The following is a 16,739-nucleotide window of genomic DNA, read 5'->3' as shown; positions in this document are numbered from 1 at the left end:
AGCGGTACTCTCTTTCTTTCCTCGATGGGTGGACTACTAGGACGCTTGGCCCGTGGCCGGGACGAACCGCCGGATGAGCAGGTACATCTCGCAGCCGAGGCAGAAGTTGAACGCGGCGTTGAGGAACGCGGCGAACAGGGCGAACGCGGTGGCGACGATGCCGAGCGGGGTGACCCCGGCGGCGTAGCCGATGGTGCCGACGAGCGCGAACACGAACCCGACGGCCTGGGCGAAGCGCAGCGGCGCCGCGTCCTCACGTTCGGTCGTCTTGCCGAGCCGCGGCGCCACCAGGTAGCGGTAGAGCAGCGAGTACGGCGCGGGCTTCAGCCCGATGAACGCGCCGATCGCGAACACCACGGTCTGTGCGGCGAGCAGCGGCCACCAGCCGGTGACCAGCACCACCGCGAGCACGACCGTCGTGACGATGGCCGCGAACCGCGGGCCACGCGGGTCGACAGCGGGTCCTGCTGACATCAGACCTCCCGGAAGGGCGCGTGCGAACGCGCGGAATCGACTGAGGAAACCGGGGAAACGAGCTACCGATGGCTCGTCAGGACAGACACAGGCTGCTGCGCACACGGCACAGATCGACCGCGCGTCGTTGAGTCAGCAGTGTGGTGGTCACGCCGTTCAGAGTACCCAGCGCTCCCTCTTTGTGGGAACCTCGTTCAGCTGGTGGGACCAGTGGTGGCGCCGGAAAGGTGCTCTTGCAGGGCTTCCATTACCGCTGGGCCCTTCGGCACGCCACTGATGCGCAGCAATTCCGTCCCATCTGGTGAGAACGCGAGCGTGGTGGGGGTGCGCAGCACGCCGAGCGCCTGCGCGACCTCCGGCTGGTTCGTGACGTCGAGCTCGACGTGCTCCAGCCCGTCCGTGCGGGCGGCCAGCGGTTCGAGGATCGCCTTGGTGTGCCGGCACGGCGCGCAGAACGTGGTCGAGATCTGCACCAGGGTGACGGCGGCGTCCGGGTCGAGCGCCTCCGCGACGGGGGCAGGCAGCTGCCGCCCGGCCGGCTTCGCCGCGCGGATCCTGCCGTTGCGCGCGTTCAGCAGCCCACCGGCGATCCCACCGGCCACCAGCACCCCGAGCACGACCCAGACGCCGACCATCAGCTCACCTTCCCGTCGTGGCCCCGCTGAACGTCACGTCCTGCGCCTTGCCCTTGATCGTCACCGAGCCGCTGTTCACGCTGACCCCGGTCGGGGTCACCTCGAACGGCAGGTTGCCGGTGTCGATGGACGCCTTGAAGTTGGGCAGCAGAGCCTTCTGCACAGACTGGGGAACGACGGTGGTCTGCTTGTCATTCCCGTACTGCAGCCGCTGGGGCACGATGTCGATCGCGGTGCCGTGCAACTCGATCAGGGCGAAGCAGAAGATCTCTAGCTGCTGGCCGGCGATCTGGACGTCGCCGGAAATGCGGATGCCCGCCTTGGACTTGTCCGTGCTCTCCTCGGCCTGCTGCTGGTTGTCCTGCGAGCCGCTGGGCTCCTGCCCGGTCTGCACGTACTCGAGGCTCGACGGCTCGATCCGCAGGTCCTGGATGTTGGTCAGCGGCTCGATCTTGGCGATATCGCTGGCCTTGATGGTGACCTGCGCCTCCAGCTCGCCGATCTTGATCGCCTTGGTGTTGCCGTTGACCAGGTCCGACAGCGGCGCGGTCACGTTGTTCAGCTCGGCGTTGACCGCGACGTCCTTGAGGTTCTTGATCGCCACCCCGGACGCGGACAGCGAGATGTGGCGGTAGTCACCGCCGATCGCCTGCGTCGTGAACGGGAAGCCGTGGATCGTGACCGCCGGGTCGTCGGTGAGCAGCAGTTGCTCGCGCGCCTTCTGTGACACGGTGTGCTCGGCGAACGCGGCGAGCCCGAAGTCGGCTCCGACCAGCACGGCGACCAGGACGAGCAGGCTGATCACAACACGGCGGGTCCGGCGGCCACGACGGCCGGCACGGCCCGCGGGGGCGGGGCGGTCCTGGGTCACAGGTCTGCTCACTCTTCGTATCCGATCTGTCGGAGAGCCGCTCGGGCGGGGCTGAACGATATGCGTCCCCAGTGTGACGTCAGTGTGACGAGCGCAGCAGGGGGGAGGTGTTTCCCGTGTTCACCGGCTACTCTTTACGGATATCACCGACCCGGGGGTCGCTCGAAGCTACGATCAAGAAGGCGGTGTGGCGATGAGCTTGGACCTGCTCGTACTCACTCCGGAGGCGGAAGCCACCTCGGTTCTGCCCGCTCTGGACCTGTTGCCTCACACGGTACGCGTGCGCCCACCCGAGGTTACCGCGCTCCTCGACGCGGGTCATCGCGACGTCATCCTGCTCGACGCGCGCACGGACCTCGCTTCCGCGAAGAGCCTCTGCCGGCTGCTCAAGGGCGCCGGCGAGGAGGAGGGGAGCACCCCGATCATCGCCGTCGTCGGCGAGGGCGGGCTGGTCGCGGTCAGCGCGGAATGGCGCACCGACGACATCCTGCTGCCCACCGCCGGACCGGCCGAGGTGGACGCCCGGCTGCGGCTGGCCACCACACGGGACGGCGGCTCGACCCAGGTCGACGCCGAGCTGCGGGTCGGCGAGCTGGTCATCGACGAGGCCACGTACACCGCGCGGCTGCGCCGCCGCACCCTCGAACTCACGTACAAGGAGTTCGAGCTGCTCAAGTACCTCGCCCAGCACGCCGGCCGAGTGTTCACCCGCGCCCAGCTGCTGCAGGAGGTCTGGGGCTACGACTTCTTCGGTGGCACCCGCACCGTCGACGTGCACGTCCGGCGGCTGCGCGCCAAGCTCGGCCCCGAGCACGAGCAGATGATCGGCACCGTGCGCAACGTCGGCTACAAGTTCGAGCGGCCCGCCAAGGGTGCGCCGAAGCCCGGCGTCACGTCACTCTCGTTCGACACCGCCGAGCTGCCGAGCGAGCTGTCCACGCCGTAGTTTCGAACCCATGCTGGAGTCGGTATGGGTTGAGGAGCTGGACGAGGCCGCCACCCGCGAGGTGCGCGCGCTGTTGCTCGCCGTGCACGCGGCTGACGGGCGTCCCGAGGTGACCGAGGACGGGCCGCTGCCGTTCGGCGCCGGCCTTCATCTGCTGGGACGAATCGCCGGAGTGCTCGTCGGGTACGCGTACCTGGACACCGCGGGGGACTCGTTCGGCAGGCCGGTCGCCGAACTGTTCGTGCACCCGGCCCACCGGCGCCAGGGCTTCGGCACCGAACTCGCGCGCGCGTTGATCGCGCACGCGGACAGCAAGCTGCGTGTGTGGTCACACGGCGATCATCCGGGCGCGGCGCGCATCGCCGGGCACGAAGGCTTCGGCCGTGACCGCGAACTGCTCATCCTGCACGCTGCCGTCGAGGGCGCGGACTGGCCGGAACCCGTGCTGCCGCAAGGGGTTTCGCTGCGCACGTTCGTGCCGGGACAGGACGAGCAGGCGGTCATCGACGTCAATGCCCGGGCCTTCGACTGGCATCCCGAGCAGGGCGCGTTGACCGTCGGCGAATTGCGCGCCACCGAAGAAGAGGACTGGTTCGACGCCGACGGGTTCTTCCTCGCCAGCGCGCCCGCCGGCGCCGGAGGCACCGACACAGCCGATGGCCGCGTGCTCGGCTTCCACTGGACCAAAGTGCACCCGGCCGATCCGGAGGCATTCGGCGGTGAACCCGTCGGCGAGGTCTACGTCGTCGGGGTGGACCCCGCGGCGCAGGGCGGCGGACTCGGGAAAGCACTCACCCTGGCGGGTCTCCGCTACCTCCGCGAGCGGGGTCTGAAGCAGGTCATCCTCTACGTCGAAGGTGACAATGCGCCAGCACTCACCGTGTACTCACGTCTTGGATTCACTCGTTACGCCGTGGACGTCCAATACGGACGGTAATCGAGCTTTGCCCGCCTTAACGGGTAGCCAACACCCCATCACGGATCGCAAACCCGCAGGTCACAGCCAGGACACGGCGAGCTTTCGAGTGGTGACGCCCACCCCTGAATGGGACCCTTGTTCACCTTGCGTTCACTTGTTCACGGCCACCCGTCCACCCTGTCTGCCTAGTGTCCGGTTCCGACATGCTCAGACAGCTGGAGGACATGACAGTGAAGATCATGCGGCCGATCGGCGCCGTCGGCATCGTGGCGAGCGCCGCGCTCGTCCTTGCCGCCTGCGGCTCGCAGCCGGGCTCGACCAACAGCAGCACCCCGACCTCTGGTGCCGCCACCGCGGCCACCGGCACGGCCAACGTGGTGTGCGGGGGCAAGACCCCGCTTTCCGGTGAAGGCTCCACGGCGCAGAAGACGGCCATGGACGTTTTCGCCCAGCAGTACACCAAGGCCTGCCCCGGCCAGGTCGTGAACTACAACGCGACCGGCTCCGGCGCCGGTGTCAAGCAGTTCAACGCCAAGCAGGTCGACTTCGGCGGTTCGGACTCCGCGCTGAGCGGCGCGGACGTGGACGCCGCGAACGCCCGCTGCGGCGGCAACCCCGCGTGGAACCTGCCGCTGGTCGTCGGCCCGGTCGCGATCGCGTACAAGCTGGACGGTGTCAGCTCGCTGACCCTGAACGGCGAGGTCGCCGCGAAGATCTTCAACGGCCAGATCAAGACCTGGAACGACCCGGCGCTCACGGCGATCAACCCCGGCGTGAACCTGCCGAGCAAGCCGATCCAGGTGTTCTCGCGGTCGGACGACTCGGGCACGACCGACAACTTCCAGCACTACCTGGCCGCCTCGTCCAAGGGCGCGTGGACCCAGGGCACCGGCAAGGCCTTCAAGGGTGGCACCGGCAACGGTGCGCAGGGGTCGAACGGTGTGGCGACCGGTATCCGCGCGGCTGACGGCGCCATCGGCTACGTCGAGTCCTCGTACGTCACCAACGGCCTGACCGCCGCCAAGCTGGACAGCGGTTCGGGCGGCGTCGAGCTGAGCCCGGCCAACGTCGGCAAGGCGCTGGACGCCGCGGTGTTCGCCCACCCCGGCAGCAACGACCTGGCGATGGACCTGGACAAGATCTACGCCGCGAACACCCCGGGTGCGTACCCGCTGCTGCTCGCGACCTACGAGATCGTGTGCTCGAAGGGCTACGACGCGGACACCGCCAAGGCGGTCAAGGCGTTCCTGACCGTTTCGGCCACCACGGCCCAGCAGCCGATCGCGGACAAGGGCTTCGTGCCGCTGCCGCAGAGCCTGCAGGACAAGGTGCTGACCGCGATCAACGCGATTTCGTAGTACCAAAAATCTTGGAAACGGGTTGGACTAGATACACCTGATGAGCGAGCCAACCTCGACGCGGAAGCCCACCGGGAACCCCGGTGGGCTTCCGTCGTCGTCCCGAACCCCCCGGAGGCCACGATTTCGGCGCAACCAGTGACCCGGAACCGGATCAAGGTCCGGCCAGGCGATCGCATCTTCAAGAACCTGAGCGTCGGCGCCGGTGTCATCGTCGTCGCGCTGATCGGCCTGATCGGCCTGTTCCTCCTGGTACAGGCGATCCCCGCGCTCAGGGCCAACAATGTCAACTTCCTGACGTCGAGGATCTGGGAAACCAGTGATCCGACACACCTGCAGTTCGGCATCCTCGACCTGCTGCTGGTGACGATCTCCACGTCGCTGCTGGCGCTGATCATCGCGATGCCGATCTCGCTGGGCATCGCGCTGTTCCTCACCCAGTACGCGCCGCGTCAGCTGGCCCGGCCGTTCTCCTACGTCATCGACCTGCTGGCCGCCGTGCCGTCGATCATCTTCGGTCTGTGGGGCATCCTGGTGCTCGCCCCCCGGCTGTCGGGGGTCGCGGAATGGCTCAACCGCAATCTGGGTTTCATCCCGATCTTCGCCAACGGCAACGTGTACCCGAACTTCTCGGGCACGATCTTCACCGCAGGCGTGGTGCTCGCGGTGATGCTGTTCCCGATCATCACCTCGCTCTCCCGCGAGGTGTTCGAGCGGACCCCCACCCCGCAGGTCGAGGGGGCGCTCGCGCTGGGCGCCACCCGCTGGGAGGTCATCCGCACGACGGTGCTGCCCTTCGGCAAGGCGGGTTACATCGGTGCTTCCATGCTGGGCCTGGGGCGCGCGCTCGGCGAGACCATCGCGCTGGCGATCATCCTGTTCATCCCGCGTGGCAAGAACTTCGACTACAGCCTCTTCGACGGCGGCGCGACGTTCGCCTCGAAGATCGCCGCGAACTACAGCGAGTTCAACAACCCCACCTCGGCCGGTGCCTACATCGCGTCCGGCCTGGTGCTGTTCGTGCTGACCTTCGCGGTGAACTTCGCCGCGCGGTCCATCATCGGTGACAAGAAGGGCGCCTGAGATGACCAGTACGCTCTCAGACACCGAGCAGCCGGCCCTCTCGCCGGCGTTCCAGCAGGTCAGCGTCGGCCGGAAGGTCAAGAACGGCACCGCGACGGTGCTGGTGTGGCTGTCGTTCCTGCTCGCCGTGGTGCCGCTGGTATGGGTGCTCTACACGGTGATCGTCAACGGCATCAAGGTCATCCCGTACAGCAACTGGTGGACGCAGGACTTCGGCTCGGTGCTGTCCGACGAGGTCGGCGGCGGTGTGCTGCACGCGATCATCGGTACCCTCGAACAGGGTCTGGTGTGCGCGATCATCTCCGTCCCGCTGGGCCTGATGGTCGCGATCTACCTCGTCGAGTACGGCCGCGGCGGCGGGTTCTCGAAGGTCACCACGTTCATGGTCGACATCCTCTCCGGGGTGCCGTCCATCGTCGCCGCGCTGTTCATCTACGCGCTGTGGATCACCACGTTCGGCCTGCCCCGTAGCGGCTTCGCCGTGTCGCTGGCCCTGGTGCTGCTGATGATCCCGGTGGTCGTGCGGTCCGCGGAGGAGATGCTCCGGATCGTGCCGGACGACCTGCGCGAGGCTTCGTACGCGCTGGGCGTGCCGAAGTGGAAGACGATCACCAAGGTCGTGCTGCCGACAGCGCTGTCCGGCATCATCACCGGCATCATGATGGCGCTGGCACGGGTCATGGGCGAGACCGCACCGCTGCTGGTGCTCGTCGGCTACTCCGCCTACGTCAACTGGAACCTGTTCAACCACGAGCAGGCCGCGCTGCCGTTGCTGATGAACAACGAACGCGCGACCAACACGATGGACCCCGGTACGGTCGGGTTCGATCGCATCTGGGGTGCGGCGCTGACGCTGGTCATCATCATCGCCCTGATCAACCTCATCGCGACGGGGGTCTCCCGCATGGTCGCACCGAAGAAGAAGTGAGCTGATCCGCTATGGCTAAGCGAATCGACGTCAAGGATCTGGACATCTACTACGGCAAGTTCCACGCCGTGGACAGTGTGACGCTCGCGGTTCCGCCGCGGAACGTCACCGCGTTCATCGGTCCGTCGGGCTGCGGGAAATCGACCGTGCTGCGCACCCTCAACCGGATGCACGAGGTCATCCCCGGCGCCCGCGTGGACGGCGAGGTACTGCTCGACGGCGAGAACATCTATGCGTCCAATGTGGACCCGGTGCAGGTCCGCCGCACGATCGGCATGGTGTTCCAGCGGCCGAACCCGTTCCCGACGATGTCCATCCGGGACAACGTGGTCGCCGGGCTGAAGCTGGCCGGTGGGGGCGGCAAGCGGTCGCTCGACGAGATCGCCGAGCGGGCGCTGCGCGGTGCGAACCTGTGGAACGAGGTCAAGGACCGGCTGAACAAGCCGGGCGGTGGCCTCTCCGGTGGGCAGCAGCAGCGGTTGTGCATCGCGCGGGCGATCGCGGTGCGGCCGGACGTGCTGCTGATGGACGAGCCGTGCTCGGCCCTGGACCCGATCTCGACGCTCGCGATCGAGGACCTGATCGGTGAGCTGAAGAAGGACTACACGATCGTCATCGTCACCCACAACATGCAGCAGGCCGCGCGGGTGTCGGACCAGACGGCGTTCTTCAACCTGGCCGGGGTCGGCCAGCCGGGCCGGCTGGTCGAGCTCAACGACACGGAGAAGATCTTCTCCAACCCGAACGAGAAGGCGACCGAGGACTACATCTCGGGCCGCTTCGGCTGATCGTCCGAGACGTTCCGGCCCTGGTTCCCGTCGCGGGAGCCAGGGCCGTTTGTCTTTTCCGGGATCCCCGTCACACCGGCGAAATCCGGTCGAAAACTGTCGGACCCCCCAGCTACGGTCTAGACGTGGTTTCGGTTCACGTGGACGAGCTGGGGGGTCGCCTGCCGCGCTCGCGGCCACTCGCTCTGGCCGGGCGGGCGCTGGGCGCGGTCCCGCCGCCACTGCAGATCCTGTTCGGGATCCTCAGCGTGCAGGTGGGTGCTTCCCTGGCCAAGCAGCTGTTCGCGACGGCGGGCGCGGCGGGCACGGTCGCGCTGCGGTTGTTCTTCGCCGCGGTGGTGCTGCTGCTGGTCTGGCGCCCGGCGCTGCGCCTCGGGCGGCGGGCCTGGCCGGTCGTGCTCGCGTACGGCGTCGTACTGGCGTTGATGAACCTGGCCTTTTACCAGGCGCTGGCCCGGGTTCCGCAGGGCATCGTGGTGACCATCGAGTTCCTCGGCCCGCTGACCGTCGCGCTCGCCGGCTCTCGCAAGCTGGTGGACGCGGTGTGGGCGCTGCTCGCCGCCGGCGGCGTCGTGCTGCTGGCCGAGAACCGCGGTGATATTTCGACCGTGGGGCTGCTGTTCGCCCTCGGCGCCGCGGTCTGCTGGGGCGGGTACATCCTGCTGAGCGCGGCGCTGGGTAACCGCACCTCGGAGGGCAACGGGCTCGCGCTCGCGATGGGGGCCGCGGCCATCGCCGCGATGCCCGTCGGCATCGTCGAGACCGGGACGGCCCTGCTCTCGCCGTGGCTGCTGCTCGTCGGGCTCGCGGTGGCGCTGCTGTCGTCGGTGATCCCGTACTCGCTGGAACTCGAAGCGCTGCGCAAGATCCCGCCGCACGTGTTCGGCGTGCTGATGAGCCTCGAGCCGGCGGTGGCCGCGCTCGCCGGGCTGGTGCTGCTGCACGAGTCGTTGCATCCGCTGCAATGGGTCGCGTTGTGCTGCGTCGTGGCGGCATCGATCGGGGCGACGCGCACGGCCAAGTAGGCTGGCGGCGTGACCGTCCTCGACGATATCGGCCAGCCGTCGCCCGCTCTGCTGCGCGAACTACGCGGCGAGCTGATGGTCTACAAGTTCGGCGTCGACGAGCTCATGACGAAGCTGCGGATCCTGTCCGAGGAGTTCGACTTCGCGCACCAGCACGACCCGATCGAACACCTCACCAGCCGGCTCAAGCAGCCGCGGGCGATCCTGGACAAGCTGCGGCGCAAGGGGCTGGAGCCGAGCATCGACGCGATCCGCGAGCACATCGAGGACGTCGCCGGGATCCGTGTGGTGTGCCCGTTCGTGCCGGACGTGTACATGGTCGCGCGCATGCTCGGGCAGCAGGACGACGTGGAGATCGTCCGCACGAAGGACTACATCGCCACGCCGAAACCCAATGGCTACCGCAGCCTGCACCTGATCGCGCGGATCCCGGTGTTCCTGTCCGACCGGGTGGAGAAGGTCAAGGTCGAGATCCAGATGCGGACCATCGCGATGGACTTCTGGGCCGCCGTGGAGCACAAGCTGTTCTACAAGTACGCCGGCGAAGCCCCGGAGGACTTCGCCGCCGAACTACGCGCAGCCGCGGCCACCGCCGCGGATCTGGACGGCCGGATGACCGCGCTGCACCAGCGAATCCAGCCCTAGCGCCGGCTCAGACGGTCCGGCTCGGCGCAGCGCTGCTGGACGCGTGGTCACCGCTGGTCAGCGAAACCACCGTGACCACTCCGCCGACCACCGCCAGGGCCCCGACCACCACGGCCGCGATCAGGCCGAGCCTGGTCTTCGGCCGCTTTCCGTCGGCAGGCCACGGCGGCAGGTACGTCGTGTACGACTGCGGTTCCACGGCTCGGCCTCAGATGTCCTCGTCGGCGCCGTAACCGGGCATCTTGCCGGTCGTGACGAAGACCATCCGCTTGGCGACCGACACCGCGTGGTCGGCGTAGCGCTCGTAGAAGCGGCCGAGCAGGGTGACGTCGACCGCGGCGGTCACGCCGAACTCCCAGTCCTTCGCCATGATCACGCTGAACAGGTGGCGGTGGATCTCGTCGACCGCGTCGTCGTCGGCCTCGATCGCGCGAGCGGCGTCGACGTCCTTGGACTTGATGACCTCTTCGGCGCGCAGCGCCAGCTTCACGACCGCCTCGCCCATCTCGGCGAAGTACGGCCGGACCGGCTCGGGCAGGGCCGGCTCGGGGTGCCGGCGGCGGGCCGCCTTGGCCACGTGCAGGGCCAGGTCGCCCATCCGCTCCAGGCTCTCCGCCGCGTGGATGACCGCGAGCACCGTCCGGAGGTCGGTCGCGACCGGGGCCTGCAGAGCCAGCAGGGCGTAGGCCTGCTCCTCGCACTCGGCCCGCTTGTCGTCGATCTTGGCGTCGCCACTGATCACCTGCTCGGCAAGAGCCAGATCGGCGTCAAGCAGTGCCTTGGTCGCCCGCTCCATGGCGGTCGCGACCTGCACGGACATCTCTGCCAGGTTGTCGGCCAGCTGTTCGAGTTCGACGTGGTAAGCCTCGCGCATGGCCACACTTTACGGCCTGAGCAGGGCGAACGCCGCATCAGCCTCATGAACCGGCGGTGAACCCCGCCTAACGAATGCTACTGGTCCGGCTGCGGTTTCGCGGACGACGAAGTGCCGCTGGCCTGGGTGCCCGGAGCTGTCGGCGCAGGGGTAGTACCGGGTAACGCTGTGTTGTCGATCAGGGCCTGGAACAGCGCCTTGGCCTTGCTGTCCAGCAGGACCTCGTTGCCGCGCGAGTTGGCCTCACCGGTCGTGGGGATGGTCATGAAGTTGACCTTGGACGCGTCGAGGCCCTTCATCGACTGGGCGAGCGTGAGCATCTCGTCGACGCCGATGTTCTCGCCGAAGGTCGCCTTCGCGAACGCGGTCACGAAACCCGACAGCTGCCCGGGGTTGGTGAGCACGCCGTGCGACAGGACCTTCGTCATCAGCGCGCCGATGAACTCCTGCTGGCGCTTGATCCGGCCGTAGTCGGAGGTGGGGTCGCCGATCACGTGCCGGGCGCGGACGAAGCTGAGCGCCTGGTCGCCGGAGATCGTCACGTCGCCGGTCTGCGAGATGACCATGCCGAGCACGCTGTCCTTCATCGGCTTGTCGAGGTGCACCGTCACGCCCTGCACGGCGTCGACCATGTCCTTGAACCCGCTGAAGTCGATGCCGACGAAGTGGTTGATCCGCATCCCGGTCAGCTGCTGCACCCATTTGGTGAGGCAGCGCGGCCCGCCGATCGCGTAGGCGGTGTTGAGCTTGACCTTGGTCGCGGCGGCCACGACGTCGGTGGAGTAGTCGTTCTTGCCGGAGTCGAAGCGTTCGCAGGCCGGCCGGGAGATCTCCAGGTCACGCGGGAACGAGATGACCACGGCGCGTTTCCGGTCCGCCGGGATGTGCGCGAGCATCACGGTGTCCGAGCGCGCGCCCTCGATGTCGTCCGCGCTGCCCACGTTCTCCGCGGCGGTCGCACCGGCGCGGGTGTCCGAGCCGGCGATGAGGAAGTTCTCGTCGCCGGTCTGGCCGGGGACGATGTCGGCCGAACTCTCGTCGAGTGCGGAGATCTGGGTGAACTTGCTGTTGAACCAGGTCTTCATGCCCCACGCGGAACCGGTGCCGAGGAAGACGACCACCGCGAGCACCACCAGCGAGATCCGTCCTATTCGGACAGTCCGCTCGTTGTGCCGCTGTTTCTTCTCCTGCAGCCGGGTCTGCGGTGCCGGTTCCTCCTCCGGTGACGCGACGACCTTGGTCGGCTCGGCCTCGGTGCGCGCGGGCGCGACGACACGCTGAAGCCGGGTGCGGGTCTGCTCCAGCAACTGCGCCGGGCGGGCGGCCAGCTTTTCCAAGCGGTGCTTGCGTTTCGCCTCTTCGGCGGCGAGTTCGTCGTGCGCTGCCGAGAACCGCGCGAGGGTGTTGTCGATCTTGCGACGCACCTTGGTGCTGTCGTCGATCGGCTCCATCTCGTCGGTCATCGTCAGCCGGTCTTCCGGCGTCACGGCGCGGGACCGGGGCGCCCGCGGCGGACGCGACGGCCCCTTGGGTCTGGCGGCCTGCTCCTCGTCCGCCGCCTCCGGCCACTGGGCTTCGGGCTCGCGCGCTTCCGGGCGGCGGGGCTCCCCTTGGGGAGGGCGCCGGGCGACCGGTGGTTCGGCGGCGGGCGGCCGCAGGTCAGGCGCGGACTGGCGGCCGTCCGGTTCCCCGGCGAGGCGGCGGACCGCGGGCGGCTCCGGCGGGGCGGGGCGGGGCGGGGCGGGCGGCGGCTCCGGCGGCGCGGCGCGGCGCTGGCCGGGCGGCTCGGGCGGGGTGGGGCGGCGCGGCTCTGTCACCGCGCGACGGGCGGCCGGCGGCTGCGGCGGTGGCTGGCGCTCGGAATTCTCCGGCGCGGACCACCGCGGTTCGGGCGGCACGGGGGCCGCATGCCGTGACTCGGACGGTGTCGGTGGTGCCGGCGGTGCCGGTGCCGGACGGCGGGGCGGCGCGGGCGGCCGTCGTGACTCCGACGGCTCCGGTGCGGACCACCGCGACTCGGCTGGCGGCGCCGGGCGACGCGGCTCGGCAGGCGGCGCCGGACGGCGTGCCTCCGGCGTTGGCGTTGGGCGGCGCGATTGCGACGGCTCCGGTGTGGACCACTGCGAATCCTGCGGCGGGGCCGGGCGACGCGACTCCGACGGCTCTGGTGCGGACCGCCGCGACTCCGACGGCGGGGCCGCCGGGCGGCGCGATTCCGATGGCTCTGGTGCGGACCATCGCGAATCCTGCGGTGGCGCCGAGTGCCGTGATTCCGATGGCTCAGGTGTGGACCGCCGCGACTCCGACGGTGCCACTGGGCGACGCGACTCCGGCGGCGCCGCCGGGCGGCGCGATTCCGACGGCTCAGGTGCAGACCACCGCGAATCCTGCGGTGGCGAGGGACGGCGCGACTCCGCGGGTTTCGGCGCGGGCGGCCGGCGCGACTCCGACGGTTCGGGCGCCGCATGACGGGACACCGGCTGGTCGGGCACAGGCGCGGAATGCCGTGACTCGGGCGGGTCGGGAACCAGGCGCAGCGGCGGGCGGCGCGGCGGCGACGAGGGCGGGGGCGGGGGCGGGGGCGGGGTCTGCGGCCGGCGCTGGACCGGCGGCTCCGGCGCGGCCGGGCGGCCGGCGGGCGGCAGCGACGGATGCGGGTCGCTGCCGTGCGAGCTGGGCGCGTCGGTCGGCTCGAAGCTGGGCCGGATACCGGTGTGCTGCGCCAGCACGTCGGAAACGCTGATCCCGCCATGGGTGTCGATCGAGCGGCGCCTGCGGGCACGGGAGCGTGCGCCACTGTCACGAGAGCCGGGGCCATCGGCGTGTTCGTCCGGCACCCGGTCTCCTTTCAGTCTCTCCAGTAGGCGAAATACAGCTCGCAAGCATGATCGCCCCGACGGCGAGCATCGTTATCGTACGGATACTCGCCGTTCTTGACGACACCCTGCCGCGAGTTTTTTCACCGAGCGTGCGAGAACTTCCCGTCGCCTGCGGCAAACCGGGTGAACCGATCAACTCGGCACAGAGCTGAATACCTCGGAAAACTACGGACAGTACTCAATGACCCGAGTACCTGCCCGGTCCCGATAAGCGACCCGGTTCCGCCCGGCGTGCTTCGCCGCGTACAGCAGGTCGTCCGCTTCGAGGACCTGCCGCCGGTTCGCGGCGGCGTCCCCGTTCTCGTACGCCAGGCCCACGCTGATCGTCACCGCCAGCCCGTCGCGCATGGCCGACCAGGGATGTTCGGCGACCCTGGCTCTGGCCAGCTCCGCCACCCGGACCGCGGCGGACGGTTCGACAGCCGGCAGCACGAGCATGAACTCCTCGCCACCGTAGCGCGCGCAGAACGCGTGGGACGGCAGGCCTTCGCCCAGCAGCGTGGCGACCCGGCGCAGCACCTGATCGCCGACGATGTGACCGAACGTGTCGTTCACGTTCTTGAACAGGTCGATGTCGACCAGCGCGACGGCGAGCGGCTTGCGGGCGTCCGAGAGCAGATCGTCCAGCCGCCGGTCGAGATAACGGCGGTTGTACACAGCGGTGAGCGCGTCCCGCAGGCTCTCCTCGCGCGCCTCGGCCCGCTCGCGGCGCAGCCGGTCGACCTCGTGGCGCAACTGCGCGGGGATCGACGGCTGGGCGCGCTGGAGATCGAGCGCGACCCGCAAATGCTCGTACGCGCGACGCCAGTCACCTTGTGACGCGAGCGCACCGGCGATCGACTCGTGCAGGCTTGCCTCGTCGGGCGCGACCTGCTTCGGCGCCACCGAATCCACCTCCGTCACGCAGTTCTTTGTCGTCTATATAGAGGCGTGGCTTGAGTGGCGGGTACGAGCAAACATGAATATAGCTCAACCGGACGACGACAGGTGGCTCTGCGTGTTCGTCATTGCGACGGACGAGGGCGGGTCGCCACGGCTAGGCGAACGACGCGATCACCGCCCGCAGCAGGCAAAATCGTTGCCGCAAAAGGAAGATCACCAGAGGTGTTCATTCCGCGTGAAAAGCTGACGAGTACCCCGGGGAAGAATTAATGGGTTTCGGAATCGAATGCGGTGCGTAACTTCACCGGCGCCTTACGACGCCAGGATTCGGTAATCAGCTCGGTCAGCTGCGCCCGGTCCACCCGGTCGAGATGGATGAGGATCGACGGATAGCCGTCGTAATGCGGCGTGGTGAAGAAGGCCGGATCCCCTGACGCGAGCAAGGCTTCCTTCTCGGCGGGGTCGCAGAGCACCATCAGGCCGCCCTCGGCCTCGGTGCGCAGCCGGGCGAAACCCTTGCCCGCGACCTTGAGCGCCGGGGTGCGGTAGGAGGTCGACACCTCGACACCCGGCAGCTCGCTCGCGATCGCCACCACTTCTTCCCAGGTCGGCATGCGGCCCATTGTGCCGGGCCGCATGCCGATTCTCCTTGGAGAAATGGGAACTACGGCACCATCGTGATGCGGTCCGCCGGCGGCGGGGCGATGCCCGGGTGCGCGCCGAGGTACGCGACCAGCGCGTCGAGGTCGACCGGCCCGCCCGCGAGGTCGGTGCCCTTCGTGAACTCGGTGAACCCGTCCCCGCCCGCGGCGAGGAAGTTGTTCACCGACACGCGGTAGCTGCCGTTCGGATCGACGGGCGCGCCGCCGACGGTGATGTCCGAGACGCGCGAACCGATCGGCGCCGAGGCCGAGTACGTGTAGTGCAGCGTGGAAGAGATCTGCAGGATCTTCGTGGAGGTCGGGGTCCACTGCTGTTCCAGCACGTTCTTCAGGTTCGCGCCGGTCAGCGTGATGGTCTGCATGATGTTCGAGAACGGCTGCACGGTGAACGCCTCGCCGTAGGTCACCACGCCGTCGCCCTCACCGTTCGGCGAGGACGCGTAGTTCAGGTCGGCGCGGATGCCGCCCGGGTTGGTGATCGCGATCTGCGGGTTGTTCGCCGCCGTGCCTTCGAGCTGCGCGTCGGCGATCACGTCGCCCATCGTCGATTCGCCGGAGGGCGCGCCGGCCGCCCTGAGGTCCGCGGTGATGGTGCCGACCTGCTTGTTCGCGATCGGTGCCGACTTGGTCTTGGCCTCGTCGACCAGCTTCTGCACCGCCGGGTCGGGCGTGACGTCGCGGGTGACGATCTCGTTGTGCGCGACCGTCGCCGAGCGCACCACGTCGCGGGTCTTCTTGTCGATCTTCAGGTCGACCACGGAAAGCAGCCGTCCGAACGACGCCCCCTGGATGACGGTGCGCGGGTTGCCGGCCGGGTCGTTGATCACGCAGTTGTACTGCTGGTGGCTGTGCCCGGTGAAGATCGCGTCGACACTGGCCGAAACGCTCTTGGCGATCGCGGTCGCCGGGCCGGGGGCGACGTTGCAGTCGTCGGGGCCGCCCGCGCCGGTGTTGTCGCCCTGGTGCAGCAGCACGACCTGCGACTTGATGCCGAGCCGGTCGAGCCAGCCCGAGGTCCGGTTGATCGCCTCGACCTCGTCGCCGAACTTCAGGCCCTCGATCGCGGTCGGGGTGACGACGGTCGGCAGGTCCTTCAGCGTCGCGCCGATGACGCCGATCGGCACGCCACCCGAGTACTCGACGGTGAACGGGAGCAGCGCGGGCAGGCCGTTGTCGAAGGAGACGTTGCTGCCGAGGATCGGGAACTTGGCTCCCTTGAAGGGTTTCTCGAACTGGCAGCCGTCGGTCGGGTGGCAGCCGCCGAACTGCATCCGCTGCAGTTCCCGGTATCCCTCGTCGAGTTCGTGGTTGCCGACGACGGAGGCCCGCACGCCGATCTCGTTGAGGAAGTCGATCGTCGGCTCGTCGTGGAACAGCGCCGAAGTCAGCGGGGAGGCGCCGATGTTGTCGCCGGCCGAGAACACCAGCGAGTTGCGCACCTGCGATTCGAGCTGCTTGACGTGCGTCGCGAGGTACGCCGCTCCACCCGCGTCCACCGTCTTGCCGTCCGACAACGTGACGCGGCCGGACGAGCCAGCGGGCGGTTCGAGGTTGCCGTGGAAGTCGTTGAGGGTGATCAGCCGGACGTCCGTGGTCGGGGCGGGTCGCTGCGCGGATGCCGGCGTGGCACTGGCCACGACAGCGGCAAGCACGGCGGCGGTGATCGCTACCGTGCGTCGCAGCACACGAGGTGAAAACGACATATTTCCTCCAGAAGGCGCATAACGCCTCTGGATCCTGCCTGCGGCGCGTGCACGATGACCAGGGCCG

General features: G+C 68.7%; 17 protein-coding genes. 8 read left to right on the top strand and 9 right to left on the bottom strand.

What is annotated here, in order from left to right; translation table 11 throughout:
• Positions 1 to 36: 36 nt before the first annotated feature.
• From LOZ83_RS11660 to LOZ83_RS11650, 3 genes are all read right to left on the bottom strand, one after another.
• On the bottom strand, positions 37 to 474 hold the full coding sequence (locus tag LOZ83_RS11660) for a DUF4395 domain-containing protein (protein WP_236790464.1): 438 nt from the start codon (positions 472 to 474) through the stop codon (positions 37 to 39).
• A gap of 194 nt (positions 475 to 668) precedes the next feature.
• Positions 669 to 1,109, bottom strand: coding sequence for a thioredoxin family protein (locus tag LOZ83_RS11655; RefSeq protein ID WP_236790463.1), 441 nt, complete (start codon positions 1,107 to 1,109; stop codon positions 669 to 671).
• A gap of 4 nt (positions 1,110 to 1,113) precedes the next feature.
• Entirely contained in the window at positions 1,114 to 1,980 is an 867-nt protein-coding gene (locus LOZ83_RS11650; protein WP_236790779.1) for a DUF2993 domain-containing protein, read from the bottom strand.
• Positions 1,981 to 2,173: 193 nt separating this feature from the next.
• On the opposite strand from LOZ83_RS11650, the gene LOZ83_RS11645 reads away from it, so the two are divergent.
• The 8 genes from LOZ83_RS11645 (at position 2,174) to LOZ83_RS11610 (ending at position 9,672) form a co-directional block, all read left to right on the top strand.
• Entirely contained in the window at positions 2,174 to 2,926 is a 753-nt protein-coding gene (locus tag LOZ83_RS11645) for a response regulator transcription factor (protein ID WP_236790462.1), read from the top strand.
• Between the two features lie 10 nt (positions 2,927 to 2,936).
• On the top strand, positions 2,937 to 3,863 hold the full coding sequence (mshD, locus tag LOZ83_RS11640; protein WP_236790461.1) for a mycothiol synthase: 927 nt from the start codon (positions 2,937 to 2,939) through the stop codon (positions 3,861 to 3,863).
• A 212-nt stretch (positions 3,864 to 4,075) separates the two neighbouring features.
• A complete protein-coding gene (gene pstS / locus LOZ83_RS11635; protein ID WP_236790778.1) occupies positions 4,076 to 5,203 on the top strand; it encodes a phosphate ABC transporter substrate-binding protein PstS in 1,128 nt (375 codons plus the stop codon).
• Between the two features lie 138 nt (positions 5,204 to 5,341).
• Positions 5,342 to 6,286 (top strand): phosphate ABC transporter permease subunit PstC, encoded by a 945-nt coding sequence (gene pstC / locus LOZ83_RS11630; RefSeq protein WP_236790460.1) that lies wholly within the window; start codon positions 5,342 to 5,344, stop codon positions 6,284 to 6,286.
• 1 nt (position 6,287) lies between these two features.
• Positions 6,288 to 7,214: a phosphate ABC transporter permease PstA gene (pstA, locus tag LOZ83_RS11625; protein ID WP_236790459.1), complete on the top strand. Its 927-nt coding sequence runs from the start codon at positions 6,288 to 6,290 to the stop codon at positions 7,212 to 7,214.
• Positions 7,215 to 7,225: 11 nt separating this feature from the next.
• Positions 7,226 to 8,002 carry a phosphate ABC transporter ATP-binding protein PstB gene (gene pstB, locus LOZ83_RS11620; protein ID WP_236790458.1) on the top strand — a complete coding sequence of 259 codons (777 nt, stop codon included), beginning with the start codon at positions 7,226 to 7,228 and terminating at the stop codon, positions 8,000 to 8,002.
• 125 nt (positions 8,003 to 8,127) lie between these two features.
• Entirely contained in the window at positions 8,128 to 9,027 is a 900-nt protein-coding gene (locus tag LOZ83_RS11615) for a DMT family transporter (RefSeq protein ID WP_374202649.1), read from the top strand.
• A gap of 9 nt (positions 9,028 to 9,036) precedes the next feature.
• The gene (locus LOZ83_RS11610; RefSeq protein WP_308190206.1) at positions 9,037 to 9,672 is read left to right on the top strand and encodes a GTP pyrophosphokinase family protein; all 636 of its coding nucleotides are present in this window, start codon (positions 9,037 to 9,039) and stop codon (positions 9,670 to 9,672) included.
• Between the two features lie 7 nt (positions 9,673 to 9,679).
• Here the strand turns inward: LOZ83_RS11610 and LOZ83_RS11605 are convergent, their stop codons facing one another.
• The 6 genes from LOZ83_RS11605 to LOZ83_RS11580 form a co-directional block, all read right to left on the bottom strand.
• A complete protein-coding gene (locus LOZ83_RS11605; RefSeq protein WP_236790457.1) occupies positions 9,680 to 9,871 on the bottom strand; it encodes a hypothetical protein in 192 nt (63 codons plus the stop codon).
• A gap of 9 nt (positions 9,872 to 9,880) precedes the next feature.
• On the bottom strand, positions 9,881 to 10,546 hold the full coding sequence (gene phoU, locus LOZ83_RS11600; RefSeq protein ID WP_236790456.1) for a phosphate signaling complex protein PhoU: 666 nt from the start codon (positions 10,544 to 10,546) through the stop codon (positions 9,881 to 9,883).
• A 77-nt stretch (positions 10,547 to 10,623) separates the two neighbouring features.
• Positions 10,624 to 12,009, bottom strand: a complete 1,386-nt coding sequence (locus LOZ83_RS11595) for an LCP family protein (protein ID WP_236790775.1) — start codon at positions 12,007 to 12,009, stop codon at positions 10,624 to 10,626.
• 1,581 nt (positions 12,010 to 13,590) lie between these two features.
• Positions 13,591 to 14,328, bottom strand: coding sequence for a GGDEF domain-containing protein (locus tag LOZ83_RS11590; protein WP_236790455.1), 738 nt, complete (start codon positions 14,326 to 14,328; stop codon positions 13,591 to 13,593).
• Between the two features lie 245 nt (positions 14,329 to 14,573).
• Complete coding sequence (locus LOZ83_RS11585; RefSeq protein ID WP_236790774.1) at positions 14,574 to 14,921, bottom strand: MmcQ/YjbR family DNA-binding protein; 348 nt, start codon at positions 14,919 to 14,921, stop codon at positions 14,574 to 14,576.
• Positions 14,922 to 14,971: 50 nt separating this feature from the next.
• Positions 14,972 to 16,672 carry a bifunctional UDP-sugar hydrolase/5'-nucleotidase gene (locus LOZ83_RS11580; RefSeq protein WP_236790454.1) on the bottom strand — a complete coding sequence of 567 codons (1,701 nt, stop codon included), beginning with the start codon at positions 16,670 to 16,672 and terminating at the stop codon, positions 14,972 to 14,974.
• Between the last annotated feature and the right edge of the window lie 67 nt (positions 16,673 to 16,739).

Origin of the sequence: Amycolatopsis sp. GM8, from assembly GCF_021653975.1 — a bacterium.
GTDB lineage: Bacteria > Actinomycetota > Actinomycetes > Mycobacteriales > Pseudonocardiaceae > Amycolatopsis_E.
The sequence above is the reverse complement of the archived record's forward strand: the minus strand, read 5'-3'. Positions and strand labels throughout refer to the sequence as shown.

What these genes read in the sequence shown, in the direction of transcription:
- LOZ83_RS11595 (WP_236790775.1), bottom strand. Translation starts at nt 12,009, where the DNA reads ATGACCGACGAGATGGAGCCGATCGACGACAGCACCAAGGTGCGTCGC.
- LOZ83_RS11660 (WP_236790464.1), bottom strand. Translation starts at nt 474, where the DNA reads ATGTCAGCAGGACCCGCTGTCGACCCGCGTGGCCCGCGGTTCGCGGCC.
- pstA (WP_236790459.1), top strand. Translation starts at nt 6,288, where the DNA reads ATGACCAGTACGCTCTCAGACACCGAGCAGCCGGCCCTCTCGCCGGCG.
- LOZ83_RS11580 (WP_236790454.1), bottom strand. Translation starts at nt 16,672, where the DNA reads ATGTCGTTTTCACCTCGTGTGCTGCGACGCACGGTAGCGATCACCGCC.
- mshD (WP_236790461.1), top strand. Translation starts at nt 2,937, where the DNA reads ATGCTGGAGTCGGTATGGGTTGAGGAGCTGGACGAGGCCGCCACCCGC.
- LOZ83_RS11645 (WP_236790462.1), top strand. Translation starts at nt 2,174, where the DNA reads ATGAGCTTGGACCTGCTCGTACTCACTCCGGAGGCGGAAGCCACCTCG.
- LOZ83_RS11655 (WP_236790463.1), bottom strand. Translation starts at nt 1,109, where the DNA reads ATGGTCGGCGTCTGGGTCGTGCTCGGGGTGCTGGTGGCCGGTGGGATC.
- LOZ83_RS11585 (WP_236790774.1), bottom strand. Translation starts at nt 14,921, where the DNA reads ATGCCGACCTGGGAAGAAGTGGTGGCGATCGCGAGCGAGCTGCCGGGT.
- pstB (WP_236790458.1), top strand. Translation starts at nt 7,226, where the DNA reads ATGGCTAAGCGAATCGACGTCAAGGATCTGGACATCTACTACGGCAAG.
- phoU (WP_236790456.1), bottom strand. Translation starts at nt 10,546, where the DNA reads ATGCGCGAGGCTTACCACGTCGAACTCGAACAGCTGGCCGACAACCTG.